Source organism: Verrucomicrobiota bacterium JB022 (genome assembly GCA_030673845.1).
Classification (GTDB): Bacteria; Verrucomicrobiota; Verrucomicrobiia; order Opitutales; family Oceanipulchritudinaceae; genus WOUP01.
In genome coordinates this window covers 251087-277496 of record JAUTCQ010000013.1, presented here as the reverse complement: position 1 = coordinate 277496, position 26410 = coordinate 251087, and the positions used below count along the sequence as shown (strand labels likewise).

At 62.3% G+C, this 26410-nt stretch carries 28 protein-coding genes and 1 tRNA gene; 21 read left to right on the top strand and 8 right to left on the bottom strand.

Annotated elements, in window-relative coordinates; genetic code table 11:
* Positions 1–26 precede the first annotated feature (26 nt).
* Positions 27–473 (bottom strand): transcriptional repressor, encoded by a 447-nt coding sequence (locus tag Q7P63_10065; protein MDP0500433.1) that lies wholly within the window; start codon positions 471–473, stop codon positions 27–29.
* 187 nt (positions 474–660) lie between these two features.
* Here Q7P63_10065 and Q7P63_10060 point away from each other — a divergent pair, with 187 nt between their 5' ends.
* The 6 genes from Q7P63_10060 to mgrA all read left to right on the top strand — a co-directional run bounded on the left by Q7P63_10060 (position 661) and on the right by mgrA (position 5151).
* Entirely contained in the window at positions 661–1041 is a 381-nt protein-coding gene (locus tag Q7P63_10060; GenBank protein MDP0500432.1) for a response regulator transcription factor, read from the top strand.
* Between the two features lie 24 nt (positions 1042–1065).
* Positions 1066–1266, top strand: a complete 201-nt coding sequence (locus Q7P63_10055; protein ID MDP0500431.1) for a hypothetical protein — start codon at positions 1066–1068, stop codon at positions 1264–1266.
* Positions 1250–2962: a GspE/PulE family protein gene (locus tag Q7P63_10050; GenBank protein MDP0500430.1), complete on the top strand. Its 1713-nt coding sequence runs from the start codon at positions 1250–1252 to the stop codon at positions 2960–2962. Before Q7P63_10055 ends, Q7P63_10050 begins: the two co-directional genes overlap by 17 nt.
* 52 nt (positions 2963–3014) lie before the next feature.
* Complete coding sequence (locus Q7P63_10045; protein ID MDP0500429.1) at positions 3015–3368, top strand: hypothetical protein; 354 nt, start codon at positions 3015–3017, stop codon at positions 3366–3368.
* Positions 3369–3422: 54 nt separating this feature from the next.
* Complete coding sequence (locus Q7P63_10040; protein MDP0500428.1) at positions 3423–4046, top strand: hypothetical protein; 624 nt, start codon at positions 3423–3425, stop codon at positions 4044–4046.
* 103 nt (positions 4047–4149) lie between these two features.
* A complete protein-coding gene (gene mgrA, locus Q7P63_10035) occupies positions 4150–5151 on the top strand; it encodes an L-glyceraldehyde 3-phosphate reductase (protein MDP0500427.1) in 1002 nt (333 codons plus the stop codon).
* Between the two features lie 405 nt (positions 5152–5556).
* On the opposite strand, the gene Q7P63_10030 is transcribed toward mgrA, so the two are convergent.
* Positions 5557–5634 (bottom strand) — tRNA-Glu (locus tag Q7P63_10030).
* Positions 5635–5782: 148 nt separating this feature from the next.
* On the opposite strand from Q7P63_10030, the gene Q7P63_10025 reads away from it, so the two are divergent.
* From Q7P63_10025 to Q7P63_10015, 3 genes are all read left to right on the top strand, one after another.
* A complete protein-coding gene (locus Q7P63_10025) occupies positions 5783–6697 on the top strand; it encodes a phosphoribosylaminoimidazolesuccinocarboxamide synthase (GenBank protein ID MDP0500426.1) in 915 nt (304 codons plus the stop codon).
* A gap of 171 nt (positions 6698–6868) precedes the next feature.
* The gene (holA, locus tag Q7P63_10020; GenBank protein MDP0500425.1) at positions 6869–7948 is read left to right on the top strand and encodes a DNA polymerase III subunit delta; all 1080 of its coding nucleotides are present in this window, start codon (positions 6869–6871) and stop codon (positions 7946–7948) included.
* 1 nt (position 7949) lies between these two features.
* Complete coding sequence (locus Q7P63_10015; GenBank protein ID MDP0500424.1) at positions 7950–8327, top strand: hypothetical protein; 378 nt, start codon at positions 7950–7952, stop codon at positions 8325–8327.
* A gap of 4 nt (positions 8328–8331) precedes the next feature.
* On the opposite strand, the gene Q7P63_10010 is transcribed toward Q7P63_10015, so the two are convergent.
* The 5 genes from Q7P63_10010 to Q7P63_09990 all read right to left on the bottom strand — a co-directional run bounded on the left by Q7P63_10010 (position 8332) and on the right by Q7P63_09990 (position 13243).
* Positions 8332–8700, bottom strand: coding sequence for a response regulator (locus Q7P63_10010; protein ID MDP0500423.1), 369 nt, complete (start codon positions 8698–8700; stop codon positions 8332–8334).
* Positions 8697–9524, bottom strand: coding sequence for a hypothetical protein (locus Q7P63_10005; GenBank protein MDP0500422.1), 828 nt, complete (start codon positions 9522–9524; stop codon positions 8697–8699). The genes Q7P63_10010 and Q7P63_10005 overlap by 4 nt, the downstream gene beginning before the upstream one ends.
* Positions 9521–10108 carry a carboxymuconolactone decarboxylase family protein gene (locus tag Q7P63_10000; protein ID MDP0500421.1) on the bottom strand — a complete coding sequence of 196 codons (588 nt, stop codon included), beginning with the start codon at positions 10106–10108 and terminating at the stop codon, positions 9521–9523. Before Q7P63_10000 ends, Q7P63_10005 begins: the two co-directional genes overlap by 4 nt.
* A 92-nt stretch (positions 10109–10200) precedes the next feature.
* Positions 10201–12480 carry a cation:proton antiporter gene (locus Q7P63_09995; GenBank protein MDP0500420.1) on the bottom strand — a complete coding sequence of 760 codons (2280 nt, stop codon included), beginning with the start codon at positions 12478–12480 and terminating at the stop codon, positions 10201–10203.
* A gap of 82 nt (positions 12481–12562) precedes the next feature.
* Positions 12563–13243, bottom strand: a complete 681-nt coding sequence (locus tag Q7P63_09990) for an HAD hydrolase-like protein (protein MDP0500419.1) — start codon at positions 13241–13243, stop codon at positions 12563–12565.
* Between the two features lie 146 nt (positions 13244–13389).
* Between Q7P63_09990 and recA the strand changes: the two genes are divergently transcribed.
* From recA to trmB, 6 genes are all read left to right on the top strand, one after another.
* Positions 13390–14511 (top strand): recombinase RecA, encoded by a 1122-nt coding sequence (gene recA, locus Q7P63_09985; protein MDP0500418.1) that lies wholly within the window; start codon positions 13390–13392, stop codon positions 14509–14511.
* Positions 14512–14855: 344 nt separating this feature from the next.
* Positions 14856–16214 carry a tRNA uridine-5-carboxymethylaminomethyl(34) synthesis GTPase MnmE gene (gene mnmE / locus Q7P63_09980; protein MDP0500417.1) on the top strand — a complete coding sequence of 453 codons (1359 nt, stop codon included), beginning with the start codon at positions 14856–14858 and terminating at the stop codon, positions 16212–16214.
* 2 nt (positions 16215–16216) lie between these two features.
* Complete coding sequence (locus Q7P63_09975; GenBank protein ID MDP0500416.1) at positions 16217–18118, top strand: tRNA uridine-5-carboxymethylaminomethyl(34) synthesis enzyme MnmG; 1902 nt, start codon at positions 16217–16219, stop codon at positions 18116–18118.
* A gap of 79 nt (positions 18119–18197) precedes the next feature.
* On the top strand, positions 18198–18896 hold the full coding sequence (locus tag Q7P63_09970; GenBank protein ID MDP0500415.1) for a response regulator transcription factor: 699 nt from the start codon (positions 18198–18200) through the stop codon (positions 18894–18896).
* 18 nt (positions 18897–18914) lie between these two features.
* The gene (locus Q7P63_09965; protein MDP0500414.1) at positions 18915–20204 is read left to right on the top strand and encodes an ATP-binding protein; all 1290 of its coding nucleotides are present in this window, start codon (positions 18915–18917) and stop codon (positions 20202–20204) included.
* Positions 20205–20243: 39 nt separating this feature from the next.
* On the top strand, positions 20244–20933 hold the full coding sequence (trmB, locus tag Q7P63_09960; GenBank protein MDP0500413.1) for a tRNA (guanosine(46)-N7)-methyltransferase TrmB: 690 nt from the start codon (positions 20244–20246) through the stop codon (positions 20931–20933).
* A gap of 364 nt (positions 20934–21297) precedes the next feature.
* Here the strand turns inward: trmB and Q7P63_09955 are convergent, their stop codons facing one another.
* Complete coding sequence (locus Q7P63_09955; GenBank protein MDP0500412.1) at positions 21298–21435, bottom strand: hypothetical protein; 138 nt, start codon at positions 21433–21435, stop codon at positions 21298–21300.
* Positions 21436–21771: 336 nt separating this feature from the next.
* Here Q7P63_09955 and Q7P63_09950 point away from each other — a divergent pair, with 336 nt between their 5' ends.
* The 6 genes from Q7P63_09950 (at position 21772) to atpG (ending at position 26396) form a co-directional block, all read left to right on the top strand.
* Positions 21772–22491: a F0F1 ATP synthase subunit A gene (locus Q7P63_09950; GenBank protein MDP0500411.1), complete on the top strand. Its 720-nt coding sequence runs from the start codon at positions 21772–21774 to the stop codon at positions 22489–22491.
* A 104-nt stretch (positions 22492–22595) separates the two neighbouring features.
* The gene (locus Q7P63_09945; protein MDP0500410.1) at positions 22596–22814 is read left to right on the top strand and encodes an ATP synthase F0 subunit C; all 219 of its coding nucleotides are present in this window, start codon (positions 22596–22598) and stop codon (positions 22812–22814) included.
* Between the two features lie 81 nt (positions 22815–22895).
* Positions 22896–23492 carry a F0F1 ATP synthase subunit B gene (gene atpF / locus Q7P63_09940; protein MDP0500409.1) on the top strand — a complete coding sequence of 199 codons (597 nt, stop codon included), beginning with the start codon at positions 22896–22898 and terminating at the stop codon, positions 23490–23492.
* A gap of 9 nt (positions 23493–23501) precedes the next feature.
* The gene (locus Q7P63_09935) at positions 23502–23900 is read left to right on the top strand and encodes a F0F1 ATP synthase subunit delta (protein MDP0500408.1); all 399 of its coding nucleotides are present in this window, start codon (positions 23502–23504) and stop codon (positions 23898–23900) included.
* A 21-nt stretch (positions 23901–23921) separates the two neighbouring features.
* Positions 23922–25466: a F0F1 ATP synthase subunit alpha gene (atpA, locus tag Q7P63_09930; GenBank protein MDP0500407.1), complete on the top strand. Its 1545-nt coding sequence runs from the start codon at positions 23922–23924 to the stop codon at positions 25464–25466.
* Between the two features lie 60 nt (positions 25467–25526).
* Positions 25527–26396: an ATP synthase F1 subunit gamma gene (gene atpG, locus Q7P63_09925; protein ID MDP0500406.1), complete on the top strand. Its 870-nt coding sequence runs from the start codon at positions 25527–25529 to the stop codon at positions 26394–26396.
* The last annotated feature ends 14 nt before the right edge of the window (positions 26397–26410 follow it).

Sequence of the window (26410 nt, the reverse complement as noted above, 5' to 3'; positions counted from 1 at the left end):
GATTTGGAAAAAGCGCCGAATGCAGGTTAGCCGACGCGCTGAGAGCCGTTACGACTCAGGCTGCCGTGGAAGTAGATCTCCACGTTGTCGGCCTCGAAGCCGGCGGGGAGGATCTTCTTCAACTGCGCCATCACGTCTTCCGGCAGGTCGATGTCGTAGACGCGGCCCGACGATTTGTCCTGGAAGTGGGCGTGCTCGTGCAGGTTGGGGCAGTAGCGGGTCGGCTCGCGCTCGTAATTGACGGCGCGCACCAGCCCGCAGGTGACCAGCGTCTCCAGGCAATTGTAGACGGTGGCGAGCGAGATGCTGGGCATCAGCTCCTTGCAACGTGCGTAAACCTCGTCCGCCGTCGGGTGATCGCGCCGGAGGAGGAGCACAGAGAAGACTTGCTCACGCTGCCGGGTATTGCGCAGCCCCTGCTGGGCAAGCGCTGCTTCGAGCGCCTCCTTGGCCAGGGCTGGAATGGACTGCATCTCGGGTTTCAAAGTGAGTAAACTGTATTTAGAATAATTCCAGATTCAATCGCTTTCTGAGATTCGGGCTCATTTTTAATGTGACGCGATGGTAAAACCAGCCGTAAGGTCGGCAGCCAATTCACCCGTGCGTGTGCGACATGACTTGCACCGCTGGGCCAAGTAGATTACCCATGCACGCAGATACATGAGCGTACCCAAGAAAGTCTTGCTGGTCGACGACGAAGCCCACGTCCGCCTTTATGTAAAAATGATCCTGCGGCAGATGGGAGTCTCGCAAATCGTTGAGGCGACCAGCGGCCGCGAAGCCCTTGAGCGCTTCCAGCAGGAGCAGCCCGAAGCCGTGCTGATGGACATCAATATGCCGGGCATGACGGGCATCGAAGCGCTCCAGGCCATCCAGAAGCACAACCCGCAGGCGATCGTCGTCATGCTGACCGCGCAGGCATCCCGCCAACTGGTGGAAGAGTGCCAACGCGCCGGCGCCAGCTACTACATCCGCAAAGACACCCCGCGCCAGCAGATCCAGGAGCTGTTGCAAGAGACCTTCAACGCCACCCTTACCTGAGCCGCACGCCCCCTTTCTCTCCCTATGTCCGCCGACCCAGACCCCAGTCTCCCTGCCCCCTCTACCACCCCACTCCGGGAGGTGCGCTACTCGCTGCGCCGGATGCTGGAGCAGGTAGACGCCGAGCGCATCGACACCGCCATCGGCCAGGAAAAGCTGGAACAGGGCGACATTTCGAAACTCTTCCGCCGCCAACCCGCCAAGAATCGTGCTCCAGGATCCTAACCCGCACCTGCTCGATTTGCTGAGCTCTGGCGAGTTCCGCCTCATGCTGGACGATATCCAGCCGCTGCTGGCCAAGCACGGCGGGCCCACGCTCGGCTTCCTCGAAGACCTCATCGAGAGCGGCGTGATCTCCAAGGAGCGCGCCGCACGCCTCTGGGGCGATTCCATCCACGTCGCCTACGTCAACCCGCTGATGGCCATCGTGACGACCGAGGCCACCGAGCGCCTGCCCAAGGAAATCTGCGAAAAGGCCGCCGTCTTGCCCCTCTACATGATCGAGGGCGTGCTGACCGTGGCCATGGCCGACCCGCGCGACCAGCGCATGCAGCAGCGCATCGCCAGCATCGCCGGGGTGCCCATCTCCGCCGTGTTTGGCCTCCCGCGCGAGATCCAGGACGCGATCAACCTTTACTACCTTTCGCAGGACACCGTCCAGAGCGCCATCGCCGCCTTCGAGCGCAAGCAGACCAACGAGATCGAGAAGCTGAGCGAGGACGACCTCAAGCGCTTTGCCGACAGCAATCTGCTCTCCCAGATCCTCGACGAGCTGATCCTCTTCGCCATTCGCGAGCGCGCTTCGGACATCCACTTTGAGGCGACCGAGGACCAGGCGCGCATCCGCTTCCGCATCGACGGCAAGCTGATCCACATCTACACCTACAACCGCGCCGTGCACCGCGCCTTCGCCATCCGCCTGAAGGTGCTCTGCAAGCTCGACATCGCCGAATCACGCTTCCCGCAAGACGGCCGCTTCAGCATGCCTCTCGGCATGGGCAAGGCCGACTTCCGCCTCAGCTTTTGCCCGACGGTGCACGGGCCCAAGATCGTACTGCGCATCCTCGCCGGCGTCGGTCGCACGCGCCTGATGACGCTCGACGAGATGATGGTCTCGCGCAACGTGCTGGACCCGTTTCGCCGCCTCGTGCAGAGCCCCAATGGCATCATCTTCGTCACCGGCCCCACCGGCTCGGGCAAGACGACGACGCTTTACTCCGCCCTGCAGGAGATCAACACGGCGGACCTCAATATCTCCACGATCGAAGACCCGGTGGAAGTACAGATGGCCGGGCTGACGCAGACGCAGGTCAATTCGCAGATCGACCTCAAGTTCAGCACTCTGCTGCGCTCCATGCTGCGGCAAGACCCTGACGTGCTGCTGGTGGGAGAAATCCGCGACCTCGAAACAGCCAAGATCGCCTGCGAAGCGGCACTGACGGGCCACCTTGTGCTGAGCACCCTGCACACCAACAACGCCATCCAGGCCGTCACCCGCCTGATCGAAATCGGGATCGAGCCCTACATGGTCGCGCCCTCGATGCTCGGCGTGCTGGCCCAGCGCCTGGCCGCCCGCATTTGCGAAAAGTGCAAGGAGCCCTATTACCCCAGCCGCAACCAGTTGGAGCGCTATTTCAAGGACATCCCCGACGACCGCGAAGTGCCGTTTTACCACGGGCGGGGTTGCAACCACTGCCGCCAGAGCGGCTTGCGCGGTCGTATCGCCTTCCACGAGCTCCTCGTCGTCACCAACGAGCTGCGCAGCCTGATCAACCGCAGCGCCAGCGAGGCCGAGATGCTGGTCGCCGCCCGCAAAGCCGGTTACCGCTCGCTGCGCTACGACGGGCTGAAAAAAGTTCTGCTCGGCCTCACCACGATCGAAGAAATCGAAGCCCAGTCGGTCGTGGAGTGGGAAGATTAGGAAACGCTGGTTTCGACTCGTCGAGCAGCCGTTTCTCTCTTATCGTAAACCCATGAACTTGCGATGGTGCCTGCTCTGCTCGTTTCTCTTGGCCACAACGGCCTGGAGCCAGCAGCCACGCCCCAAACTCGCAGATCCAGACGCCTCGCACGGGCCCCTGAAGGAAAAAGAGGCGACGACCGCCCCCGCGATAGTCGGGCCAATGCCTCCCGAGCCATCGGGCAAGGTCGCCGTTACGCTCTTGCCCGAATGGCGCCGAGAGCCCACCTGGCTGCGCAACATGAAGCAAGCCGACATCGTCTACGACCCAGACCGCTCGATGCTCGACAACCTGCTGAACCCCACCTACGCCTTCCCGCTCTATCAGCAGTCGACGCGAGAGGATCAGCCTTGGCCACGAAAGTGAAATAAGCAGCGCTTTTGCTGCAGCATTTTCCCTAAAACCGGCTATATTGGTGGCATGAAGCGCGTGCTCTGGACGGTTGCCGCGGTAGTGGTGCTGCTTTCGTGCCTGGAAGCTCAGCGGCCCCGGCGTATCCTGGAATCCGACCCCGCCGTCCGCGACGGCCCGCTGAAGGCCAAGGAGGAGCCCGAACAGACGCCCGAGGAAGCGCTGGAGATGTCCGCCGCCGACAAGGCTTACTTTGCCCGCCTGGAGGAAAAGCTGAAGCAGTATATCCCCGAAGAGCAGGAGAAGGAAAAGCGGGAAAGCGCGGTGGGTGAGATCAAGGAAGTGCCGGTCGATTTTGTATTCCCCGCCTTCGAAGTCCGGGCCTTCGACGCCGAGCGTGCGATGGAGGAGGAAATGGAACGCAACCCCGAACGCTTCTTTACCTACGAAGGCTGGGGCGAGCGTATGATGGCCAAGCACCTCGATTCGATCGACACCGAGCTGCTCAACCGCTGGGTGCTCCCCTGGGGCGAAAGCGCACAAGCCCGCGCCATCCGCCTCGAGCAGTGGGAGAAAAACCGCGAGTGGGAAGCCGACATGAAGCGCATGATCAACATCCTCGACGCCTACGAGATTCCCGACGCCAGAGCGCTCGAATCCGGCCTCTCCGAAGATTTCTATCAACGCCGTTAGAGGCTTACATGCGGACGGTCAGGCCGTAAAAGGCGACCGCTTCGTTGACGGCGAGCAGGCAGCGGGGCGATAACTTGGGCTTTACCCCCTTCACCCACTGCCCATGCCTTACCTCGCCGACTCCACCCGCTACGAAAACATGCAGTACCGCCGCAGCGGTCGCTCCGGCCTCAAGCTGCCGGCGATCTCACTCGGCCTCTGGCAAAATTTCGGCGCCTTCGACTCGTTCGAAAACGGACGTGCCATCGTCCGCCGCGCCTTCGATGCCGGGATCACGCACTTCGACCTGGCCAACAACTACGGCCCGCCCCACGGCTCGGCGGAAGAGAATTTTGGCCAGATGCTCGCCAAAGACCTCCGCCCCTACCGCGACGAGCTGGTCGTCTCCACCAAAGCCGGCTACGGCATGTGGGCTGGCCCCTACGGCAATTTCGGCAGCCGCAAATACCTGCTCGCCAGCCTCGACCAGAGCCTCCAGCGCCTCGGCCTCGAATACGTCGACATCTTTTACCATCACCGGCCCGACCCGGATACCCCGCTGGAAGAGACCATGGGCGCGCTCGCCCAGGCCGTGCACCAAGGCAAGGCGCTTTACGCCGGCATCTCCAATTACGAGCCCGAACGCACCGCCGAAGCGGCCGCCCTGCTGCGCGAGATGGGCGTGCCCTGCCTGATCCACCAGCCGCGCTACAACATGAACCAGCGCTGGATCGAAGACGGCCTGCTCGACGTGCTGGAGCGCGAAGGCATCGGCTGCATCCCCTTCAGCCCGCTCGACCAAGGCTTCCTCACCTCGCGCTATCTGGGCGGCAACATCCCGGACGACTCCCGCGCCGGCAAAGGACGCGGCAACGGTGCCATCCGCGCAGACGACGTCTCGGAAAAGAAGATCGAGCGAGCGCGCCGCCTCAACGTCATTGCCGAAGGCCGTGGACAGACGCTCGCCCAAATGGCCCTCGCCTGGATCCTCCGCCTCGACACCATCACCTCCGTCCTCATCGGTGCCAGCCGCGTCTCCCAACTCGAAGACAACCTCAAGACCCTGAAACACCTGGAATTCAGCCCCGACGAGCTGGAGGAGATCGATGGCATCCTGCGGGGGTAGGGATTGCCTGAGTGACGGCCCTCGCGGGCAACTAGTGTCTCGTTGAGTGGACCTTTCCGTAGTGGCACCCCTTCAGGGTACGGACTTTGGTTCGGTACGGTCCTGTGGTGTCGGACGCCAAGCGTCCTCAACCACCGGCTATCTCGCTGACATCCCTCCGGGATGCTGGATCATCCAGCAAGCCGGAGGCTTGTCAGCTCTTTGCGCGGGGTTGAGGTCCGCATCAGCGGGCCGACCCCCCGGGGAATCAAGGTCAAAAATGCACCCCGGCAGGGGTGCCACCATAGCGTTAACAACGGTCAAATGGATAAAATCGAATTCCACCTTTATCCGCGCAACAGGACAGCCGGATCCTGATCTTAATAAACAAAAAGACCGCTTCGTTAAAAGCGGTCTTTCAGAAAGTGGCGTCCCGTAGGGGATTCGAACCCCTGTCGCTGGGATGAAAACCCAGTGTCCTAGGCCTGGCTAGACGAACGGGACTTACTGTTTTCTCGCTCGAATCTCTTCAGAAGCGAAAGACCAAGACCATGAAGAGGCAGGTAGGGTTGCGCAAGACTTTTTTGAGAAAAATTTTGCGTCGCGCGCATTTACCCGCAAGATGGCGCTTTTACCGCCGATCCCTAGTATCATGTATCGCCTGGAAGAGATCCGATCCGCCCTGCCCACCGAGCCGCTCCAGACTGTGGAGGGCCTCCCGTTCCCGAAAGTCGCGACCGGCAAAGTCCGTGAGCTGTTCGACGCGGGCGACGCTTGGCTCATGATCGCGACCGACCGAATTTCCGCCTTCGACGTGATCCTGCCGCAGGGCATCCCCGGCAAGGGCATGATCCTCACCCAAATCAGCCTCTTCTGGTTTGGTGAGACCGAGGGCCTCGTGACGAACCACCTCGTGCCCGACCACGATGCCCGCGTGCGCGAGCTGCTGGCCGACCGCCCGGAGCTGATCATGCGCTCCATGCTCGTGCGCAAGCTCAAGCCGCTACCGATCGAGGCCGTGGCGCGCGGCTACCTCGCCGGCTCGGGCTGGAAGGACTACGTGCGCACCGGCAAGCTCTTCGGCCAGCCGCTGCCCGAGGGCCTGCGCGAGAGCGACAAACTACCCGTGCCGCTCTTCACCCCCACCACCAAGGCCAAGGCCGGCCACGACATGCCGCTGACCCACGAACAGGCAGTCGAGCTGCTGGGAGTCGAACGCTTCACCGAGGTGCGCGACGTGAGCCTGCAACTCTTTGCCCTCGGCACCGCAGCCGCCCGCAAGAGCAACCTGCTGCTCGCCGATACCAAGTTCGAGTTCGGCACCGACGAAGAAGGCAACCTGGTGCTGATCGACGAGGTGTTGACGCCCGACAGCTCCCGCTTCTGGCCCGCAGAGCACTACCAGCCCGGCGGCGCTCAACCGGCTTACGACAAGCAGTTCGTGCGCGACTACCTTGAAAGCCTCACCTGGGACAAAGCGCCGCCCGCCCCCGACCTGCCCGAAAACGTAGTGCAGGGCACCCTACAACGCTACTGGGCCGCCCTCGAAAAACTCGTCCGCCAGTAAAGCTGGGGATTTTGGAACAGGAGTTAAAAAGAGTGAAAAGGAGGAAGCGGGGCATCGAGCATGATCCACGCTTCGCCGAGTGCACCTCGTCTGGGCCAAAAAACTCCTTTTAACTCCTTTTAACCCCTTTTAACTCCTGTTCATTTTTCTGCTGTTTCCTAAACTCATCGCATGTCCCAAGCCATTCTCATCGCTGGACCGGAAGACGAGTTTCAGGTGACGCTCGATGCCAAGCGGCAGTGGGAGCAGATGACGCGCGACCTGGATGACGACCTGGCAAAGGAAGTCGTAGACGGCCAGGTGAGCGTGGCGGACGAGGTGGAGCAAGCGATGGCCCGCTTCACCAGCGCGGTACGGACCCTCCCGATGTTCAGCGACCGCAAGGCGGTCTGGTTTCGCAACATCACCTTCCTGGGCGATAATCGGGTGGGCAAGACCGAGGCGGCGCTGAAGACGGCGGAGCAACTGGCGGAATTCGTCGAACGGCTCGACCCAAGCGTGAGCGTGCTGCTCAGCGCCAGCCCCTTCGACAGCCGCCGCAAGGCCCAGAAGGCCCTGATGAAGGTGTGCGACGCCACGGTGCACAAAAAGGCGCGCGACAGCCAAGGTGTAGTGGATCTACTCCGACAGGAGGCCAAGCGCGAAGGGCTCAGCTTTGGCGGCAACGCGGCCGAGATCATCGCCGAGAAGACGGGCGGCAACGGGCGCATGGCCCTCTCCGAATTTCAGAAACTCGCCACGTATGTCGCGGGCGAGACGACCACTATCTCCGAAGCACTCGCGACCGAGATGGTGGCCGAAGCGGGCGAAAGCAGCTTTTACGAGCCCGTGCTTGCCTTCCACTCCGGTCGCCTCCCCTGGGCAATGGAAGCGCTGCGGCGCTACTTCTTTGCCGGGCGCGAGGGCCGGGCCCTGCTGGTGATGCTGCAAAAGCGCAACAGCCAGCTCATCCAGCTGCGGGCGCTCGACGACGCGGGCTACCTCGGCGGCGGGCGGGGCGTATCGCTTGATCGCGCCAGTTCGCAATTTGGCCACTATTTTGCCGACAGCGGGGGCAAGGTGGGGCTCTCGGTGCTCAACATGGCCCCGTGGCAGGCCGGGCAGGCGGCGAAAGACGCCCACAACTTCACGCTCAAGCAGCTATTGCGCTTCCAGCAGGAATTTCTGGAAGCCTTTCGCCAGATCTCCGGCGCCGCCAAGGGCGAGCAGGAGGGCATCTTCCGCACCCTTTTCCTCCGCTGCCTCAGCTAGCATGAGCCGCCTGCGCCAACGCGTCGACCGCCGGATCAAAGCCCACCCCGCGTCCCCGAAAGGCGCCGCGCTCAGCCGCACGCTCGGTGCAGTCGGCTGTCTCTGCTTCGGACTGCTCTACGGCTGGATCGCCGGCACCCCCACCCTGCCTATGCCGGAGCGTATCGGAGCGGGTCTACTGGCAGTTTCGTATTTACTGGCCTGCTACGGATGGCGTGCGCGAGGAGGCTACGCTTTTATCCTGACCGCGATCCTTGTAGCGATTGAAGTCTTACTGAATCTCTATCTCTTTGCCACCACCGGCCACTTTGCGGCCGGCTGGGTGCACCTGATCCTGCTGCTTGTGCTTTCGCGCGCTCTCCTACGGGCCGGAAATTGAACTCCTACCCCACCTTCGCCAGGGCCTGCCCAAGGTCCTGGGCGAGCATGGGCTTGGAGCAGAAGGTGACGACGTTGCCATAGCCGAGCGCACGCGAGCGGTCGACCTCACTGGTGGAGGAGGTGACGATCACGACGGGTTGCTCGTAGCCAAACTCGCGCATCCGGTCGAGAAAGCCCCAGCCGTCGATCCCCGGCATATTGAGATCGAGGAAAATGACGTCGGGCCCCAGCTCGGAAATCGCGCGCAAGGCATCGGCCGGCGCCGTGAAGTCATGGACGTCCGCCTCCGGTCCGTGCTTGAGGATCAGCTTGCGCAGGATGAAATTGGCGATCTGCTGGTCGTCGACCAGCATGATACATTTGCGGCTCATGTAGCGTTCGGCGCTGGTTTACTCAGTTCAGTATCGGCAATGCGGATCACGTTCTGCAGGGTTTCGTCGAGGTCTTGCGAAGAAACCTTCAACATGGGCAGCAATTCTTCCACCATCGCCGGATCACTCTGGAGCAGGGAAAGCAGCCCCATGATCCGCGTCAAGGGTTCCCGCATGTGGTGGGCGTTGATGGAGAGGATTTCCAGCAGCTTGTGGTTTTTCTCCTCCAGATCCTTGGTCTGCAGCTTGATGATCTGGCTCTGGGTACGGACCATCGTCTCGATCCGGCGGTTTTTCTCCGCCACCTCATCAAAGAGACACACTTCCATCAGCTTGGCTTCGAGCACCTCCGCCAGCAGCCGGATGATGACCACGTCTTTGTGCGTGATCTGGTAGGAAGGGCCGGGCGCGAGCATGATCATGATCCGGCGATTGTGCTCTTCACCAAAGACCCAGCCCCACAGCTCGTGCAATTCTTCGGCCGGCTGCTGCAGATCGGCAGCGTGCGGCAGCAATGCTTCGCCGCCCAGCACCACGGGCAGCCCGTGCTCGTAGAGCTGGCGCTCGAGCTTCAGGAGGCTGCCAGACGGGTACGGGCCGATGTATGACTCGCCCGGTTGCGTCTCCGAGAGGATCCAACGCCGCTCGTAGTTGAAGACCACGCGCAGCAGGCGGAAGCTGAAAAGGTATTTGAGGTTGCGCGCGAGACAGGCCTGGACCTCCTCCAGCCGGTGCAGCTTGTTGAGCTTGGCCGACAGCTGGGCAAAGGCCTCGTAGGCGATCCGGTATCCCTGCTGGGTGCCCGTCTCCACCGTCGTGATCACTGTTCGATTTCGACGAGTTCGTTGTCGATACGGATGCCGGAAAGGTCGGCGATCGTATTGAGCATGTTCACGAGGTCTGCCTGAGCGAGCAACTCCTGGGTCTCATCGGTCGTAAAGCCCACATCGAGCAGCGCGGCGTAATCCTGGTTCGAAAAATCCTGGGGATACATGGCCGCCTTGGTCGTCAGCCTCACCGCCACCTTGAAGCTCTCGGGAATCTCCGGGCTTTCGAGGTTGGTGGCGCGGAAACCCGGAGCAGTCGAGATCATGCTGCTCATGCTGTCGGCAAAGATGGCGTGTGCGCGCGCGCAGTATTCGCAGCCCCGCTGCTTCGACACGTTGTAGATGATGAGTTGCTTGAGCACATTGGGCACCTCGCCCTCCAGCAGCGTGCTCTTCAGCTTTGCCCAGTTGCCCCGCAGCAGCGTGGCGTTGCCCCCTTGACACTTGAACCAGTTGAGCACAAAGGGCAGCTGCAGCGTCCGCATCGCATCGTCATAGACGGCGCGGACCTCGGGAGATGCCTCCTCATAGGAAACGATCGGGAAGCGCGTGGTAGAGGCAGAGGAGATGCGGTCGTTCATTGCTGAGAAAAGATCGGTTTGTCGGACGTGCAGCTTAGTACGGAAATAAGGAATCACACCTATATTTTTATCTACTTTTCACATGAGCCCTATTAGCCCCGGACATCGGCGTAGGGGGTGTGCTGCCGCCGATGGCGGCGGACGATGATCAGGATTTCCTCCTGGTCCTCGCACTCCATCAGCTCCTGACGCACCTGCGCATCGCTGCAGAGGCGCGCGATCTCGCTGAGCACCGCCAGGTGCATCTCGGGCTGCTCCGGCGGGCTCAGGAGCAGGAAGACCAGCCGCACAGGCTCCGTCTCGCCGGGGTAATAAGTCATACCTCCGGGGATCTGGGCCAGCACCGCGATGGTCTCATCCAAGCCGCTGATGTGGGCGTGCGGCAGGGCGATGCCGTGGCCGATGAGCGTGGGGGCGGCATTCTCGCGCTCCTGAATCTCGGTGAGCGTGCGGCTGATCGAGAGGGCCGGGAATTGCCCCGCCAGATGCGTGACCAACTCTTCGAGCAGCTCATTGCGGGTCTCGGCCTTGACCCTCAGCACCAGCTCGGCGCGCAGGGCCTGTAACAGGTGGTCTGCCTCGCGCTGGAGGTAAAGCGTCACGGGCTCCACGTTGCGGTCGGCCTTGAGGCGGGTCTCGGGCCCGGGGTCGAGCAAGACCTCGCGGGGGTTCGCGGTCATCAAGGCCGACAGGTTACCGGGGGTACGAAGGCGCTCGCCCGTCAGCTCCACAATGGCGGCCTCACCGAGCATCACTTCGCTGCTGATCATACTGGGCTTGGGCATCCAGCTCCACAGCACGGTGCCGATAGCCTCCTCCTTCTGCACGTTGGACGACCAGCGGTAGACGTGCGTCTTGCCAAACGCGCCGGCCCATTTCTGGCACAGCAGCTCGTTCAGGTCCTCATTATCCGTAAAGGCTAGCAGGCGGCCGATGCCCCGCAGCTCTTCGCGCTCTTCGAGGTTGGACACATCGCGCGCGTCGGCAAAGAGCGCCACGAGCCCCTCGGCCTGCGCCTCTCCCACCGCGCGGCGGTTGCCGTCGATCAGCGCCACGGGCACCTGACGCCGGTCGCGCAGGAACTTGGCCACCGAACGCGCCAAGGGATGCGCCCCGATGATCAGCCAGCCCATGCGCGGCTTTTCCTGCAGGCGCAGAATCGCGGCCAGCGGACCGGCCGAGAAGCCTTGCAGGACGACCGTCACCACGATGACGGAGTAGACGAAGGTCTCGATAAATTCCGGGTTGGCGAAGCGCCCCTGCTCACTGAGCGAGAGGGTGAAAAGGGAAGCCATGGAGGCCGCCACGACGCCCCGCGGGGCCACCCAGGAGAGGAAAGTCTTTTCGCGCCAGTCGAGCCCCTGATTCCAGGAGCTGAGCAGGATGGACGCCGGGCGGATCAACGCCACGACCGCACCCACCACGAGGAAGCCCTGCCAGCCGAAGTTGGCAAACTGGTCGAGGTCGAGCCGGGCGGTAAGCAGGATGAAGACGAAGCCGATCAGCAGGTCGACGATTACCGATTTGAATTCGATGATCGGCTCCAAGCCCGGAGGCTGGCGCGAACCCACAATCAGGCCCGCCACCGTCACCGAAAGCAGACCGCCTTCGGAGATCAGCGCATCTGTGACCCCAAAAGTCGCCACCGCACTGCTGAGCATGAAGACGTTGACCATGTCTTCCGGGATGAAGCGCCGCTTGAGCAGCCAACAGATGAGCTGGCCGGCGATAAAGCCGATGCCCAGGCCGCCCACGATCCGCAGCAGCAGGTTGATCATCGCCACCTCGCCCCCGCCGACGACCACCCACTCATAGGCGAGCACCGCGAGGAACACGCCCACCGGGTCGATCAACACGCCCTCCCAGTGCAGGATGTGGTGCAGGTTCCATTTGAGCCGAATACGCTTCAGGATGGGCGAGATCACCGTCGGGCCCGTCACCGTCACCAGCGTGCCGGCCAGCAAGGCAAAAGTCGGCTCGCAGCCGGTGACCAGCCAGATGACCCCGCTGGTGAGCAGCCAGGTCGTCAGCACCCCGATCGTGAGCAGGTTGCGGATGATCTGCGGCGCGGTCTTGTAGCCGGCCACGTTGAGCGTCAGCCCGCCCTCGAAAAGGATCAGGCCGACCGCGAGCGACACCAGCACGTTGAGAATCGGGCCCAGCGAGTTGGGCTGGACGATCCCCCACCCTTCCGGGCCAAGGGTAATGCCGCCGTAGAGCAGCAAGACGATCCCGGGAAGACGCAGACGCTTGGCCAACGCCATGAGCAAGCCACCCGCCGCAATCGCGGTCGAGAGGGTGAGCATCATGGTATGGCTCAGCCCCTCACCAATCTGGCCCGCCGCCAGCAGCGGGCTCGTGACATCAAGCATGGAACCCCACATTAGCAGCCGACGCTATGCGGTTCGCGTAGTTTGGCGAGGGCGAAAATGGGGAATGGCCGGTTAGGCGGCCTCAAGCTTCGCTGGCTGCCAGCAGGTGGTGCCGTAGCGCCACGAAGTCGGCCACGACCGGCGCGCCCGTCGCCTCCAGCCGCGCCTGGCTGTGGTGCCCATGGGCGACGAGCAGGCAGCGCACCCCCATCGCCTCCGCCACCTCCAGGTCGTGCGTGGTATCGCCCACCATCAGCACGCGCTCCGGCGGCACGTCCAGCTCGGCAATACGCTGACGCCCGCGCTCGATCTTGCCATGGGCGTGGATCGTGTCGGTGCCGCACAAGGCACCGAAGTAGCGCCCGAGGTCGGCGTGGCGGATCTGCTTCTCCAGGTGGTCTTGCCGACTCGCACTGAGCACGCTCTGCGCGATACCAAGGGAGCGCCAGGCCTCCAGCACCTCTTCGGTGTGCGGCTGCAGGGCCAGCTCTTCCGCCCGGGCGTGGTAGCCGCTGATGAAGCGTTGCGACACGTCTTCGAAGCTCGGGCCGTTCACGTCGAAGCCCAGCCAGTCGTAAAAATGCACCACCGGGAAGCCGAAGTGCTCCAGGTAGTCGACCTCGCCAATCGGCGCCCTGCCCTCTTGCCTCAAGAGGCCGTTGAGGGTCATCACGCACAGCCAGCGGTCGTCCAGCAATGTACCGTTCCAGTCCCAGATCACGTGTCGCACGTCAGCCAGCAGCTCGGTGAGAAAGGCTCCCATAGCATCAAGGTTTGCACAGCACTCAAAGGTGTCAACCCAAGTGAACACGTGAACAAACTGACACTTTTTCCTTGCGCCTCCGTCTCCGGGTGAGGATGATGGAGCATACTCTCACCCATTGGAGCATCTTTAACGACTGAATTTTCATGGCCCGAACTTCCAAGCCTACCCCCGGTCCCGCGAGCGACACCAAGAAGGCGCTCGACCTGGCCCTCTCCGCAATTTCCAAGCAGTATGGCGAAGGCAGCGTCATGCGCCTCGGCGAAGCCACGAAGCTCGACGTCCAGGTCATTCCCTCCGGCTGCCCCTCGATCGACCTCGCCCTCGGCGTCGGCGGCCTGCCCCGCGGTCGCGTCTGCGAGATCTACGGCCCGGAGTCTTCCGGTAAGACGACCCTTTGCCTAGCCCTCATCGCCCAAGCCCAGCGCCAAGGTGGCAACGCCGTCTTCATCGACGTGGAGCACGCCCTCGACCCCCGCTATGCCCGCGTGGTGGGCGTAGACGTCGACAACCTGATGGTGTCCCAGCCCGAGAGCGGTGAAGACGCCCTTAACATTACCGAGACCCTGATCCGCAGCGGTGCGATCGACATCATCGTGATCGACTCCGTGGCCGCCCTCGTGTCCAAGAACGAACTCGACGGCCAATTTGGCGACAGCACCGTGGGCCTCCAGGCCCGCATGATGAGCCAGGCCATGCGTCGCCTCACGGGAGCCATCGCCCGCACCAAGTGCGTCTGCCTCTTCACCAACCAGATCCGTGAAAAGATCGGGGTGATGTTCGGTAACCCGGAAACACAGCCCGGCGGTCGCGCGCTGAAGTTCGCCGCCTCCGTGCGCATGGACATCCGCCGCATCGGCCAGATCAAGGACCCCGGCGGCAAGGTGATCGGCAACCGTACCCGCCTCAAGGTGGTCAAGAACAAGGTCGCCCCGCCCTTCACCGAGTGCGAATTCGACATCATGTATAACGAGGGCATCTCGCGCACCGGCTCGGTGCTCGACCTCGGCATCGAATACAAGATCCTCGAAAAGAAGGGCTCCTGGATCTCCTACGACGGCAACCTGCTCGGCCAAGGCCGTGAAGCCGCCAAGCAGCACCTGATGGAGCACCCCGAGACGATGGAACAAGTCACGAAGGGTATCTACGAAAAGGTGCAAGTGACCGGCGGCGCCTCCCTCGCGACCGGCGCGATGGGGCCGGACGAGCTCGAACCAGCAGACTCCGGCGACAGCGGGGACGACAGCTTCGACGACAGCAACAACTAGGTCGACCCCTCCCCCACCCTGCCACTTTACCACCCGCCCCGCAGTGCATCTGCCGGCGGGCTTTTTTTGTTCCACGTGGAACGTTTATGAAGACAAAATCAATTTTCGGCGTCGAAAAGGGCAGAGAAATGCACACTGCACAGCGTAAAAACCCGTTTCAGGCGATCAAAAGGCGACGAAGAAATGCATTCTTACGGGCCTTTTTTGAAATTTTCTGCTTTCTCAGCCAAAAATCTACGCCTCTAAAGCCATTGTTCCACGTGGAACACCACCCCCAAAGGCCCCTTAAAGACTGCTGACGACGGCGATTGCACCCGAGGCCGGAGTTGTTCTATCTTAAAGGGATGGATGGATCGGATACTATTGTGGCGGTGGCGACGCCGCCCGGGAGTGGCGCACTTGCCATCATCCGGGTCAGCGGCCCGAAGGCGGCCCAACTTGCGGACCAAGTTTTTGTACGAACAAAACCACTACAGTCTCGCCAAGCCACCTTGGCCAAGTATCAGGATTCCAACGGCACGCACATAGACGAACTGGTCTGTCTGCAATACCCGCAAGGCCACAGCTTCACCGGCGAAGCCATGCTGGAATTGATGCCGCACGGGAGCCCCTTGATCCTCCAGCTCATCCTTGAAGACTTGGTCAATCGCGGCTGTCGCCTCGCAGAGCCCGGAGAATTCACCCGCCGCGCCTTCCTCAACGGCAAACTCGACCTCACACAGGCCGAATCCATCGTCGAGGTGATCAACGCCCGAAGCAAAGCCGGCCTGGCCGCCGCGCAACGCCAGCTCTCCGGTGAAGTCGGCCGCACCATCGACGCTTTTGTCATGCGCTTGCTCGGCGTCTCCGCTCACCTTGAAGCCTATATCGACTTCCCGGAAGAAGACCTTCCTCCCGAAGACCAGGCCGGCCCGGCGCAGGAACTCGCCGCCTTGATCGACGAAATGCAACGGCTGGAAGCAACCAGCCATTACAAGCAGCTTTTGCAGGACGGCGTGCGCACCGTCATCCTGGGCGAACCGAATGCGGGCAAGAGCAGCCTGCTCAACCGCATCCTCGGCGAAGAGCGCGCCATCGTCAGCGACATCCCCGGCACGACGCGCGATTACCTTGAGGCCAGCTTGATGATCGGCCCGTTTCTGCTACGCGTGGTCGACACTGCCGGCATCCACCAAACCGCCGATGCGATTGAACAGCAAGGAGTTGAACGCGCTTTGGATCAAGTCAATCGCGCCGATCTCCTGCTACTGATCGTCGACGCGTCGCGCCCGATGCCCGAACTCCCGACAGCCGTGCGAGACGCGCTGCGCAACAAACCGGCGGCCGTGGTGTTCAACAAAATTGACGTCGCATCCACGCCTGCGAGCCTGCCAGAACTGGCCGATCTCCCCCAAATCCGCGTCTCCGCGAAGACCGGGCAGGGGATGAACGACTTAATGTTCCACGTGGAACAATTACTGCGCGAACAAGTCGTGATGCCACAGGAAGATACGGTTTTAGTCTCTGCCCGACACGCCACCGCACTCGCCAAAGCCCGTGAAAGCCTGGAAAAAGCCCGCGAAAAGCTCCGCAAGGACGTTGAAACAGAGCTGGTGGCGGTCGATATCCGCGAAGCCATCGACGCCATGGGCGAAATCGTCGGGCGAATCGACAACGAAGCGATGCTCGACGCCCTGTTTGCCAAATTTTGTATCGGTAAGTGATTATGCCTCAGGAATTTGATGTGATCGTTTGCGGCGCCGGCCACGCCGGTTGCGAAGCTGCGTTAGCCGCCGCCCGCATGGGCGTGCGCGTGCTCATGCTCACCGGAAATCTCGACACGGTAGCCGCCATGAGTTGCAACCCTGCCATCGGGGGGCTGGCCAAGGGCCACATGGTGCGCGAGATCGACGCCCTCGGAGGCGAAATGGCGATCAACACCGACACCACCGCCATCCAGTTTCGCCTACTCAACGCATCGAAAGGACTGGCGGTGCAAGCCCCCCGTGCCCAGTGCGACAAGAAGGCCTACCAGTTCCGCATGAAGCACACGCTGGAGCGCCAGAAGAACTTGACGCTCTTCCAGGCGATGGTAACGGGCCTTATCTTCAAGGGCGACAAGGTGGTGGGCGTGCAGACGCAGCTCGGCATCGACTTCCACGCCAAGACAGTCGTCGTCACCACCGGTACCTTCCTCAAGGCCCTCATGCACATCGGCGAAAAGAAGGCCGAAGGCGGGCGCATGGGCGATTTCTCCGCCAACACGCTCTCCGGCAGCTTCCTGGAGGCGGGCATCGAGCTGGAGCGCCTCAAGACCGGCACCCCGTGCCGCCTGCTGGGCTCATCCGTGGATTTCACCGGGATGGAAGAGCAACCGGGCGACCCCGAGCCGACGCTTTTCGCCTTCTACGACACGCGCGCCGACCAGCCATTGTTCCACGTGGAACAAGGCGTAAAGGTGCCGACCGCAGAAGGCAGAGGGCTGCTGTTTGACGCCGGCATGCCCGGCCAGACCAAGCAAGGCTGGTACCCCGGCTGGGAACAGGTCTCCTGCTACATCACCTACACCGGCGAAAAGACGGAGCAGATCGTGCGCGCCAACCTCCACCGCTCGGCCATGTATTCGGGCGAGATCAAAGGGGTGGGGCCGCGCTACTGCCCAAGCATTGAGGATAAGTTTGTGAGGTTTGAGGATAAGGAGCAACATCGCCTCTTCCTCGAACCGGAAGGCCGCCACACCGACGAGTGGTATATTAACGGTCTATCAACTAGCCTACCCTTCGAGGTCCAGCTGGAGATGCTGCACAGCATTCCGGGCCTCGAACATGCCGTCATGCTCCGCCCGGCCTACGCGGTGGAGTACGACTTCGCGCCACCGACGCAGCTCTTCGCCTCTCTCGAATCGAAGAAGGTGGAAAACCTCTTTTTCGCCGGGCAGATCAACGGCACTTCCGGCTACGAAGAGGCGGGCGCACAGGGCCTGATCGCCGGGGTCAACGCTGCCCTCAAGGTGCGCGGTCAAGACCCCATCATCCTGCGCCGTCACGAGGGCTACACGGGCGTGTTGATCGACGACCTAGTGACGAAGGGCACGAAGGAGCCGTACCGGATGTTCACCAGCCGGGCCGAGCACCGCCTGCTCTTCAACCACAGCAGCTCCGAGCTACGCCTCTTGCACCATGTGGAGCACTGCGGCCTCTTGCCCGACGACCGTCTGGCACGCGTCCAGCAAAAGAAGCGCGACGTCGACGCATGGGTCGAGCGCTTCGAAAAGCAGACCACCAGCGGCGGCACCTATGCCGACCTTATCCGTAAGGAGCGCGAGGTAGAGCTGCCGCCCGAGTTCCATGGCCTGCGCGACGAGACGAAGGACGAGATCCTCTACCGCATCCGCTACGCCGGCTACCTGGAGCGCGAAGCCCGCCTGGTGGCCAAACTGGACCAGGCTGAGCGCATCCGCATCCCCCGCGAGTTCGACTACAAGAAGGTGCCGGGCCTGCGGGCCGAGAGCGCGCAAAAACTCCAGACGGTGCGCCCCGACAACCTGGGCCAAGCCTCCCGCATCAGCGGCGTCAACCCCACCGACATCACCATCCTGATGATCTCCCTGGGCCGAAAGGCGCAGTAGGGTGGGGGAGCGCGACGGGATTTTGAGGTTGCTTCCCCCGTTGAAAGGTTTGTTACATGGCAGCGCAACTGTCGCGGTCATGCAAAACTCGGGTGGAAAACGCATTCTCGTCGTCGACGATGAGCCGGATGTGACCGAGCTGGTCAGCTACCGGCTTCGTCGCGAAGGTTACGAAGTCGAAGTGATCAACGATCCTTTGCAAATCATGGGCAAGGCCCGGGAGTTCAATCCCGACCTGTTCCTGCTCGACATCATGATGCCGGATCTGGACGGCATGAAGATTTGCCGAATGATCCGGGCGGACAACAAGCTCCGCACCGTGCCGATCATTTTCCTGACCGCACGCGGCGAAGTCGAAGACCGGATCAAGGGCCTCGAAAGCGGCGCCGACGATTACATCGCCAAGCCCTTCGACGCGAAGGAACTCGTGCTGCGCATCGGCCTGATCTTCCGCCGCATGACCAACGACAGCCGCGAGCCGACCCGCCGCCTGCAAGTCGCCGACGTGCTGCTCGACGAAGAGATGCACACCGTGACGGTGGCCGAAGAGCCCATCGACCTCACCGCAACCGAGTTCAAACTGCTCAAACTGCTGATGGAGCGCAAGGGCCGGGTGCAGTCGCGCGAAAACCTCCTCGTCAACGTCTGGAACTACGACACCGACACGGAGACGCGCACCATCGACACCCACATCCGCCGCCTGCGCGAAAAGCTGGGCCACCGCTCCGCCCTCATCGAGACGGTCCGCGGCGTCGGCTACCGCATCAACGAGAGCTAGGCGCTTCCCACCTTCGGCATGACTGGTTTGATCTGGCTCATTCTCCTGGCCACGGTCGTCTTCCTCCTTTGGCGGCAGCACCGTATGACGCGGCTCATCCAGGGGATGACCAACGCCCTCCGCGATCGCCGCGCCTATCTCGTGGAGCAAGCCGGCGCAGGCGACATCGCCGCCGATTCGGGGCTAGATCGCCTCGCCGCCGTCTGCAACGAACTACTGGAGGAAAACGAGCGCGTCAGCTCCACCGGCCGCAGCTACCTGGAGCAGATCAACGCCACCCTCGGCAGCCTGCGCGAAGCCGTGATGATGGCCGATAGCCAAAACCAGGTGGTGCTGGCCAATCAGGCCCTGCTCGACCTCTTCAACGTGCGCGCACTGCCCGACGGCCAGCGCATCGAGTCGCTCATCCGCAACGCCGACTTCCTCAACTACGTACAGCAGATCCGCCTCGGCGCGCAGCCTACCCAGTTGGAGATCGAGGTGCAGATCGGCCGCAACCACCGGTGGTTCGAAGTCGCTGGCGCCCTCCTGCCCGCCCAAGGCCCCGGGCAAGGCTCGCTGACCATCTACGTGCTGCACGATGTGACGCGGCAGAAGCGACTCGAGCGCGTCCGGACCGAATTCGTCGCCAACGTCTCGCACGAGCTGCGCACCCCCGTCACCATCATCAAGGGCTTCGTCGATACCCTGCTCGACGACCTGGACGACCTCGACCGCGATGAGGTGCGCCACTTTCTGGTGAAGGTGCAGAAGAACTCCGTGCGCCTGCACAACCTGCTCGAAGAGCTGCTGCTGCTCTCCCGCCTCGAAGGCAACGACCGCATCCTCAAGCGCGAGGCCGCCTCGCTGCGCCTCCTCCTTGCCGAGATCGTCGACAACTTTTCCATGCGCCTGCCCGAAGGCACGGAGCTGGTCTGCGAATGGGATCAGGAGCACGACAAGGTTCCGGTCGATACCATCCGCCTCACGCAGGTGGTGGAAAACATGCTCGAAAACGTCCTGCGCCACGCCCGCGGTTTCACGCGCCTGAAGGTGCAGACCAAAGTCGAAGCCAAGGGCGTCTGGGCCTTCATCGAAGACAACGGGCAAGGCATCCCGCCCAACGACCTGCCGCACGTCTTCGAGCGCTTCTACCGCGTCGACAAAGGCCGCTCCCGCGAGTCCGGCGGCACCGGCCTGGGCCTCAGCATCGCCAAGCACATCATCATGCTGCACGGCGGCGAGGTACGCGTCGAAAGCCGCGTGCACGAGTTTACCCGCATGGGCTTCTACCTGCCCTTCGCCTCCACCGAAGCCCTCGCCGGGTAGGGTGGGGAAGGGGCTGCACACCTTTTCATGAGCCTTTCCGTGAAAGCACCGAAAGAAGAAAGCTACGCGCAATTTGTCGACCACGTCCGCACCCGCCGCGAGGACCTCCGCCAGGAACTGCTGAGCCTCTTCCCCGAGCCGGTCGAGCTGACCGTCGAGCTGGGTTGCGGCCACGGCCACTACCTCACCGCCTACGCCGAGGCCTTCCCCACGGAGCCCTGCATCGGCATCGACATCATCCGCCAGCGCATCGCCCGCGCCAACCGCAAGCGAGGAAATCAAGGCCTCGACAACCTCCGCTTCATCCGGGCCGAGGCGCGCGAATTCTTGCACTGCCTGCCCGAGCACGTGCGCATTGGCCGTTGCCTGATTTTGTTCAACGACCCGTGGCCGAAGTCTCGACATCATAAAAACCGCCTGATCCAGGCCGACTTCCTCCACCTGCTCGCCGGGAAGTGCTCCCCTGGTGCGCCCCTCTATTTCCGGACCGACCACGCCGGTTTCTTTACCTGGACGCTCAACCACCTGCACAAGCACCCCTGCTGGCAGATCGACGCAGCGGCGCCGTGGTGCTTCGAAGCCCCCTCGATTTTTCAGGACTACGCCGCCAGTTACCAATCGGTCGTGGCCCTGCGCACGGAAGTAGCGGCAGAGCCCGTCCCCTTCCCGCTGCCCGAGAAGCCCGAGCCGGAGCTGGATCTAAGGGACGAAGAAGGCGACGAGGCCTAAGCACCTCCCGCCCCATCACCGCGACCAAAAAAACGGGGGCTCCGTCGCCCCCAACCTTTGCCGCACGCGCCTACCTTCTCCGCCTCTTAACGGAGGTAGTGCAACAACAGCGGCTGCGCCACGAGCACGCAAGTGGTCAAACACCAGCCTACCGCCGTACTGGCGTCCAGGTGGAAAGGATGGCCGCCTTGGGGCAGCGCACTCTGTTGAAGGGAAGTGAAGGGAAGCTTTGGGTGTTTTTGCAGCATGCCTAATAAAACGGAATACTAGGGCTAATTCCTCATATAGAGTCGCTCCAAATTTTACACACGTTTCACCCTAGACCCGGCCACAGAAACACTGTATAGGCCTTCTTTTGTGCTGCTCAGGCCTGCACCAGCCACCAGGCGATCAGGGGTTGCAGCACGAGCGCGATGCCGGTGAGCGCCCAGCAAAACCAAGCGGTATAATCAGGTTTATGGGTCAGATTGACTGACCAGTCAGAACGGTCGTTTGATTCCATTTTCTTATCAAAGTGATTCCGCTTGCTTACAGGCGCGCGCGAACAATGTGCAGGGTCCTATAAAATACCTTGAAGTTCAGGCGCAAATTATCTGACAATTCAACAGAAAATGCCAACTACGGGGTTGACGCTACCCCCCATTCTATCCATCCCCATTGTTTTAACTCTCTCGCTTTGCAGCGACTCCTGGTTATGATCGGTGGCACACGTATCCCTCTCTACGGCTCCCTGGCTGCTTTCGCAGCTCTGGCCGCATCCCCTTTGTCAGCAGCCGACGGGGTTTCCCCCACGGCGTATCAGATTACCGAGTTCCTCGGCCTACCCATCACCAATGCGATGGTCACGGGCTGGGTGATATCGGCCATACTGATCTTGATTGTGCGCTTGCTGGTCAAAAAGCCTCAACTGGTTCCTCATCGTGGTCAGGCAGTAGTAGAGAATGTTGTAAGCAGTATTCGTGACATTATGGAGCCGATCGTCGGAAAAAAGCTGATCGGCCCGACGTCGCCCCTGCTGCTGGGCATTTTTACCTTCGTCCTCATGCACAACTGGAGCGGCCTGCTCCCCGGCGTGGGCACTTTTGGCACCTTCGACCACGGGCACTTCACCTACTGGTTCCGCCCCGCCAATTCGGACTTCAACACCACCTTCGCGCTCGGCGTGATCTCTGCCGTGGCTGCTTGGGCCTTCTTCGTCTTCCGCTACGCCGGCCCCGGCGTGTTGCTCAAAGACCTCTTTGGTAACAAGGCCGACCGCAACGACGTCGGCACCGGCATCTGGGTGGCGCTGATCCCGATCTTCTTCGCGGTGGGCCTGATCGAAGTGCTCTCCATCGCGGTGCGCCCCTTCTCGCTCGCCTTCCGTCTCTACGGTAACGTCTTCGGCGGTGAGAACCTGCTGACCAACATGACGACGCTGGTCGCTTATATCGTGCCCACGCCCTTCTACTTCCTGGAGCTGCTGATTGGTTTGGTGCAAGCCTTGGTCTTTACTTTGCTGACTGCGGTTTACATCGGCCTGATCTGCAACCACGGCGACGAAGAGCACGCCCACTAGACAATTTTAGACACTTTCTTCAATGGGACCGGTGCCAGAGGTAGCCAATCCTCACCGAGTGCCGGGCATTGAGAAGCAACGTTAACGACTAAAGAACCCTACAAATGGAACTGATCAATCAAATCGCGGCCTTCACGGCTGAAGCGGGTGAACTCCAAGGCGCTATCGGTTGCGCCGCGGCTGCTATCGGTGTGGGCCTCGTCGGCACCAAGGCTGTCGAATCCGTCGGTCGCAACCCCGGTGCTTCCGGCAAGGTGCTCGTCCAATCCATCATCGGTATGGCGCTGGCCGAAGCTATCGCGTTCTACGCCCTCTTCCTCTAGTCATTCCTTTAGCCCGGTGCGGCTCCGGCCGCACCGGCTTTTCTCCTCTTTATCCTCGGGCCTCACCCAATCCTTCCCGCCATGTTGAATCTCATTTTCCTAGCCGCTGCCGAAGCGGGCCATGCCGCCGAAGCCGGCGCGGCGCCCGAAGGTGTCATCGACAGCATTTACTGGATGCTGACCGAGGACTTCGGCCTCAACGGCCCCGCGTTCATCGCCCAGGTAATCAACTTCCTGCTGGTGATGGCCGCCCTCTGGTTCTTCGCCTACAAGCCGGTGGTCAAGACCATCGACGAGCGCCAGAAGAAGATCTCCGACGGCCTCCAGTTTGCCGAAGAATCCAAGCGCCAACTGGCCGAGACGGAGAAGCGCCAGGCCGAAACCCTGCGCGAAGCCAACGCCCAGGCCCAAGCCATCCTCCACGAAGCCCGCGAACGCGCCGGCGCCTACGAGGACGAGCAACGCGCCAAGGTGGCCAACGAGCTCACCGAAATGCGCCGCCGGGCGGAAGACTCCATCCGCCTCGAACGCGAAAAGTCCCTTTCCGAAATCCGCCAGGAAGTGGCCCGCCTCGTCGTGCTCACCAGCAGCAAGGTGCTGCGTAGCGAGCTGACCGAAGAGCAGAAGGCCCGCCTGAACCAGTCCGCCGCCGAGCAACTGGCTGCCGCCCGCAACTAAAACTTTCCCATGTCGCTCGACCCTTACCACACCAAGTTGGCCAAGCGCCTGGCCGTGCTCGTGGCCGAGCAAGGCGACCCTGCCATCGCGCAGGTGCAGCCGACCCTCCAGAAGCTGATCGGCAGCGAGCCCTTGGCCACCCGCCGCGCCTTCTGCAAGGCCTTTATCCGCTACCTCGACCGCGAGATCCGCGCCCGCGAGGTACGCATCGAGCATGCCGGGCCCGTCACCCCAAGCGAAGTCGACGCCCTCGTCGCCCGCTTTACGGCCGAGACCGGCCATCAGGTGACGCCCCGCCTGGTCGAAAACCCCGACCTGATCGGTGGCCTGCGTGTGACCGTGGGCGACAATGTGTATGATGCTTCCGTGGCAGGTTCCCTGAACCGCCTGGCCCTTTCCGTAAACTAATTTACCTTTCCCTCCCAAGCGATGAGTAGCCTGCTGGAACAGATTGAAAAAGAAATCGCGAGCCTGACGACCGGCGTTGCGCAGACCAACACCGGCAAAGTCGTGACCGTCGCCGACGGCGTCGCCCGCGTCGAAGGCCTTTCCGCCGTCATGTATAACGAGCTCCTCGAGTTCGACAACGGCATCAAGGGCATCGCCCTCAACCTCGAAGAAGACACCGTGGGCGTTGTGGCCCTCGGCGACGTCGCCGAGCTGAAGGAAGGGGACACCGTCAAGACGACCGGCCGCCTCCTCCAGGTGCCCGTCGGCCGCGTCATGCTCGGCCGCACGGTCGACGCCCTCGGCCAGCCGGTCGACGGCAAAGGCCCGATCGAGGCCACCGAATACTACCCGATCGAAAAGATCGCCCCGGGCATCATCCCCCGCAAGGGCGTCGACCAGCCGATGCAAACCGGCATCATGGCCGTCGACTCGATGATCCCGATCGGCCGTGGCCAGCGCGAGCTGATCATTGGCGACCGCCAGACCGGCAAGACGACGATCGCGATCGACACGATCATCAACCAGGCCAACATCAACAACCAGGCCAAGCAAGCCGACGGCACCTTCCCCGAAGGCTTCCGCCCGGTCTACAGCATTTACGTGGCAGTCGGCCAAAAGCAGGCCAACATCGCCCGCACCGTCAACGCCCTCGAGCGCGCCGGTGCCCTCGAATACACCATCATCGTCACCGCTGCGGCGGCCGAAAACGCCACCAACCAATACCTGGCCCCCTACGCCGGTTGCGCCATGGGCGAGTGGTTCATGCTCAACGGCATGGACGCGCTGATCGTGTATGACGACCTTTCCAAGCACGCCGCCGCCTACCGCCAGATCTCGCTGATCCTCAAGCGCCCGGCCGGCCGCGAAGCCTACCCCGGTGACGTGTTCTACCTGCACAGCCGCCTGCTCGAGCGCTCCGCCCGCGTCAACGAAGACAACGGCAACGGCTCGCTCACGGCGCTGCCGATCATCGAAACCCAGGCGGGCGACGTTTCGGCCTACATCCCGACCAACGTCATTTCCATCACCGACGGCCAGATCTTCCTCGAGACGGACCTCTTCAACCAAGGTATCCGCCCCGCCGTCAACGTCGGTATCTCGGTGAGCCGCGTGGGTTCTGCCGCCCAGATCAAGGCCACCAAGCAAGTCGCCGGCAAGGTGAAGCTCGAGCTGGCCGCCTACCGCGAACTGGCCGCCTTCGCCCAGTTCGGCTCCGACCTCGACGCGCGCACCAAGCGCCAACTCGAGCGCGGTGCCCGTACGGTCGAGCTCTTCAAGCAGCCCGCCTACAGCCCCAAGCCGACCGAAGTGCAGGTGTCGATCCTCTGGGCCCTCCAGAACAACTACTTCGACGACATCGCGACGGAGAAGGTCCGCGCCGCCTCCGAAAACCTCCAGGAATACCTCGAGACCGGCAAGCGCGACGTGCTCGACCTGATCCTCAAGGAAAAGAAGCTGACGGACGATTCGACTGCCAAGCTGCGTGCGGCGGTCGATGCCTGGAAGCAAAGCTGGAACGGCTAACAAGTCTCACCGGGGAGCGCCCATTAGCGGCGCTTCCCAGCTCTCCCTCCCACCGCTCCCATGGCCAACCTTCGCGACATCCGCAACCGCATCCGCGCGGTCAAGAACACCGGCAAGATCACCCGGGCAATGCAGCTGGTCGCCGCTTCCAAGATGAAGCGCGCCCAAGACGCGGCCATCCAAGGCCGCCCTTACGCCGAGCTGCTCGCCCGCCTGCTGGACGCCCTGCTGGAGAATCAGCCGGAGTTCGAGCACCCGTTCTTCGAAGAGCGCCCGGTCAACGTGCGCGGTGTGCTGGTCATCAGCTCCGACCGCGGCCTGGCGGGCCCGCTCAACTCCAACCTCTTCCGTGAGGTGACGCAGCTCCCGGCCGAGACGAAGTTCTTTACCGTGGGCCGCAAGATCAAGCAGTTCATCGCGCGCACCCACCGCAACCTCGAAGCCAGCTTTGAGGTGACGGAGGAGGCCCGCTTTGCCGAGCTGCGCCCGATCGTCGAAATGATGATCGATCTCTACAAGAAGGGCGAGATCGACACTGTCGAGGTGCTCTACCCCAAGTTCAAGAACACCCTCGTGCAGGTGCCCACCCGCGAGACCTTCCTGCCGCTGCCCGAGTTCCACGTGCAGCTGACTGCAGCCCACGAAGCCGCCGGCATTGAGCGCGTGCAAGACCAGCGCGACATGAAGTTCGAGCCCAGCCCCGAGGCCATCCTCGAACAGCTCCTCGACCGCTTCATCAAGCGCGAAATCTACCAGCGCCTGCTCGACGCACGCGCCTCCGAGCACAGTGCGCGGATGGTGGCCATGAAGGCCGCCACCGACAACGCCAAGAAGCTCGGCAACTCGCTGACGCTCCAGTACAACAAGGCGCGCCAAGCCGCCATCACTCAAGAAATTCTCGAAATCACCGCCGCCGCCTCTTCCAACTAAAGCCCGGCGACTTT

Bases quoted from the DNA above. Each gene is read 5' to 3' on its own strand.
- Q7P63_10065 (MDP0500433.1), bottom strand. From the start codon at position 473: ATGCAGTCCATTCCAGCCCTGGCCAAGGAGGCGCTCGAAGCAGCGCTT.
- Q7P63_10060 (MDP0500432.1), top strand. From the start codon at position 661: ATGAGCGTACCCAAGAAAGTCTTGCTGGTCGACGACGAAGCCCACGTC.
- Q7P63_10055 (MDP0500431.1), top strand. From the start codon at position 1,066: ATGTCCGCCGACCCAGACCCCAGTCTCCCTGCCCCCTCTACCACCCCA.
- Q7P63_10045 (MDP0500429.1), top strand. From the start codon at position 3,015: ATGAACTTGCGATGGTGCCTGCTCTGCTCGTTTCTCTTGGCCACAACG.
- Q7P63_10040 (MDP0500428.1), top strand. From the start codon at position 3,423: ATGAAGCGCGTGCTCTGGACGGTTGCCGCGGTAGTGGTGCTGCTTTCG.
- mgrA (MDP0500427.1), top strand. From the start codon at position 4,150: ATGCCTTACCTCGCCGACTCCACCCGCTACGAAAACATGCAGTACCGC.
- Q7P63_10025 (MDP0500426.1), top strand. From the start codon at position 5,783: ATGTATCGCCTGGAAGAGATCCGATCCGCCCTGCCCACCGAGCCGCTC.
- holA (MDP0500425.1), top strand. From the start codon at position 6,869: ATGTCCCAAGCCATTCTCATCGCTGGACCGGAAGACGAGTTTCAGGTG.
- Q7P63_10015 (MDP0500424.1), top strand. From the start codon at position 7,950: ATGAGCCGCCTGCGCCAACGCGTCGACCGCCGGATCAAAGCCCACCCC.
- Q7P63_10010 (MDP0500423.1), bottom strand. From the start codon at position 8,700: ATGAGCCGCAAATGTATCATGCTGGTCGACGACCAGCAGATCGCCAAT.
- Q7P63_10000 (MDP0500421.1), bottom strand. From the start codon at position 10,108: ATGAACGACCGCATCTCCTCTGCCTCTACCACGCGCTTCCCGATCGTT.
- Q7P63_09995 (MDP0500420.1), bottom strand. From the start codon at position 12,480: ATGCTTGATGTCACGAGCCCGCTGCTGGCGGCGGGCCAGATTGGTGAG.
- Q7P63_09990 (MDP0500419.1), bottom strand. From the start codon at position 13,243: ATGGGAGCCTTTCTCACCGAGCTGCTGGCTGACGTGCGACACGTGATC.
- recA (MDP0500418.1), top strand. From the start codon at position 13,390: ATGGCCCGAACTTCCAAGCCTACCCCCGGTCCCGCGAGCGACACCAAG.
- mnmE (MDP0500417.1), top strand. From the start codon at position 14,856: ATGGATGGATCGGATACTATTGTGGCGGTGGCGACGCCGCCCGGGAGT.
- Q7P63_09975 (MDP0500416.1), top strand. From the start codon at position 16,217: ATGCCTCAGGAATTTGATGTGATCGTTTGCGGCGCCGGCCACGCCGGT.
- Q7P63_09970 (MDP0500415.1), top strand. From the start codon at position 18,198: ATGCAAAACTCGGGTGGAAAACGCATTCTCGTCGTCGACGATGAGCCG.
- Q7P63_09965 (MDP0500414.1), top strand. From the start codon at position 18,915: ATGACTGGTTTGATCTGGCTCATTCTCCTGGCCACGGTCGTCTTCCTC.
- Q7P63_09955 (MDP0500412.1), bottom strand. From the start codon at position 21,435: ATGGAATCAAACGACCGTTCTGACTGGTCAGTCAATCTGACCCATAAA.
- Q7P63_09950 (MDP0500411.1), top strand. From the start codon at position 21,772: ATGGTCACGGGCTGGGTGATATCGGCCATACTGATCTTGATTGTGCGC.
- Q7P63_09945 (MDP0500410.1), top strand. From the start codon at position 22,596: ATGGAACTGATCAATCAAATCGCGGCCTTCACGGCTGAAGCGGGTGAA.
- atpF (MDP0500409.1), top strand. From the start codon at position 22,896: ATGTTGAATCTCATTTTCCTAGCCGCTGCCGAAGCGGGCCATGCCGCC.
- Q7P63_09935 (MDP0500408.1), top strand. From the start codon at position 23,502: ATGTCGCTCGACCCTTACCACACCAAGTTGGCCAAGCGCCTGGCCGTG.
- atpA (MDP0500407.1), top strand. From the start codon at position 23,922: ATGAGTAGCCTGCTGGAACAGATTGAAAAAGAAATCGCGAGCCTGACG.
- atpG (MDP0500406.1), top strand. From the start codon at position 25,527: ATGGCCAACCTTCGCGACATCCGCAACCGCATCCGCGCGGTCAAGAAC.